Here is a 2,410-nt window from a genome sequence, read left to right as displayed (position 1 = left end):
CAGTGCGCCACGAGGCGCTCTGACACATCCCCGTTTCAGGCGGGACAGACTCGAAGGGAGGTCTGCTGGGTCTGATGGCTTACCTGGATCCGAAAGGTGAAGGGGACAAGAGCATGCCAGGAAACCGGCGGCCGGGTTCAGATGCCCGAGACGGCGTGCCGGGAGACCCGTGCGGTATGGCGAAGACTGGATTGTTTGAACCCTAATCTCCGGCGGCAGCAATTTACTGCGACCGGAAAGGCATCTGAAACCGGTGTCCGTCGTGACCGGGGTGTACTGGTTCGCCCTGGCCAACCTTCGCGGCGGAAGCGATGCCCAACGAGGGTATTCAAGGAGATGAGTGGGGCGCCTGCAGCCGCGCTATTTCGTGTGTCAGAGACGAACGTGGGATCACCGTCCCAGTACGGCTGGCGGTGTCGGAGCGCTCATAGTAGTCGCCGGAGTCACGCCCGGCCAGGGAGAACGGGAAAGCCGTTCACAGGGCGAAGGGGCGCAGGTGATGCGGACTATGAGAAACGGTGGAGGTATGCGTAATGCAGAGCGCTGACACGGTACTCAAAGTCCTGCGTGACAGAGGGCGGCGAAAACTGCCCCTGGAACGGCTGTATCGGCAACTGTTCAACGAGCAGTTGCTTCTGATCGCCTACGGGAGAATTTACGCCAACGACGGCGCGATGACACCCGGAGTCGACGGGAAGACACCCGACGGTATGAGCCTGGAAGCCATCCGGGACATCATCGATCGGCTTCGTGCCGAACGCTACCGGTTCACACCGGTCCGCCGGATCTACATCCCGAAAAAGAACGGAACCCGACGGCCCCTCGGGCTGCCGTCCTGGACGGACAAACTGGTCGGCGAGGTGGTGCGCCTGCTGTTGGAGGCCTACTACGAGCCGCAGTTCTCGGCCAGGTCGCACGGGTTCCGCACCGGTCGAGGCTGCCACACCGCACTCGACGAGATCGCCGCGACATGGACGGGCACGACCTGGTTCATCGAGGGCGACATCGCCGACTGCTTCGGCAGCCTCGACCACGAGGTCATGATCGCGATCCTGGCCGAGCACATCCATGACAATCGGTTCTTGAATCTGGTAGGAGGCATGCTGCGGGCGGGATATCTGGAAGACTGGAAGTGGCATGCCACGCATTCCGGCGCGCCGCAAGGCGGTGTCATATCGCCGATCCTTTCGAACATCTATCTCGACCGACTCGATACATTCGTGGAAAAGGAACTGGTCCCGGCCTGGACGCGCGGAACAGTCCGACAACCGAACCGGGCGTATTACAACGCGACGGCGAGAGTCGGCTACTGGAAAATGAAGGGCGACCGGGTCAAGGTCGCAGCCTTCCGCAGGATCCAGCAGTCGATGCCTACTCGCGACGTCCACGACCCGGACTACCGCCGGCTGCGATATGTCCGCTATGCCGACGATCACCTCCTGGGATTCGCCGGCACCAAGGCCGAAGCCGAACAGATCAAGAATGAGCTGGCCACGTTCCTGCGTAAGGAACTGAAGCTGGATCTCTCCACCGAGAAAACCTTGATCACCCACGCCCGCACCCACAAGGCGCGGTTCCTCGGCTACGACATATGGACACGGCAGGTCGACAACTGGCACACCAAGGGCAAACGATCACTCAACGGTTCGATCGCCCTCGGTGTCCCACCGGAAACCGTCAATTCCAGATGTCGGAAATACCTGCGGAAACAGAACAAGCCCCTGATCCGCAACGACCTGATCCGTACCAGCGACCACAACATCGTCGCCTCCTTCGGCGCGGAATATCGAGGCTATGTCCAGTACTACCAGATGGCCGGGAACATCAGCTGGCTCAACAAGCTCCGCTATGTCATGGAACGGTCGATGATGTCGACTCTGGCAGCAAAATACCGCCGATCACCATGGGTGATGCGACGTCGCTACGAGTCCACCGTCGACACTCCCTATGGGAAGCGCCGGTGCTTCGAAGCAACCCAGCGGACCCCGAACGGGACGGTGTTCACCGCCAGATTCGGTGGGATCCCGCTACGCCGCCGCAAACACGCCCGTCTCATCGACGGAGCGTGGCCGACCCGGCGGGGAACCCAACTCATCGCCCGGCTCACCGCCGGGATCTGCGAACTCTGCGACGCCCACGACGGGATCACCGTCCACCACGTCAAACGACTCGCCGACCTCAACCGATACAGCCCAGCGGCCACACCGTCCTGGGTGCAAACCATGCGGGACAGCCGACGGAAGACCCTGATCGTCTGCGCCCGCTGCCACGGCGACATCCATCAACAGCCGCACACGCAGTAGCACCACTGGAGAGCCGTGATGCGGGGAAAGCTCGCACGTCCGGTTCGGGGAGGAGTCGCGCGGAAACGGCCCCCACAAGGGGCACCGCGCCGCGCGGCTTACTCCAC

At 62.2% G+C, this 2,410-nt stretch carries 1 protein-coding gene; it reads left to right on the top strand.

Annotation, left to right across the window (positions count from 1 at the left end):
* Nucleotides 1-533: 533 nt before the first annotated feature.
* Nucleotides 534-2,303, top strand: coding sequence for a reverse transcriptase/maturase family protein (locus CLV70_RS38725; protein WP_211304064.1), 1,770 nt, complete (start codon nucleotides 534-536; stop codon nucleotides 2,301-2,303).
* Nucleotides 2,304-2,410: the final 107 nt, after the last annotated feature.

It is taken from the genome of Pseudosporangium ferrugineum, assembly GCF_003002065.1.
GTDB classification, from domain to species: Bacteria; Actinomycetota; Actinomycetes; order Mycobacteriales; family Micromonosporaceae; genus Actinoplanes; species Actinoplanes ferrugineus_A.
The sequence above is the reverse complement of the archived record's forward strand: the minus strand, read 5'-3'. Positions and strand labels throughout refer to the sequence as shown.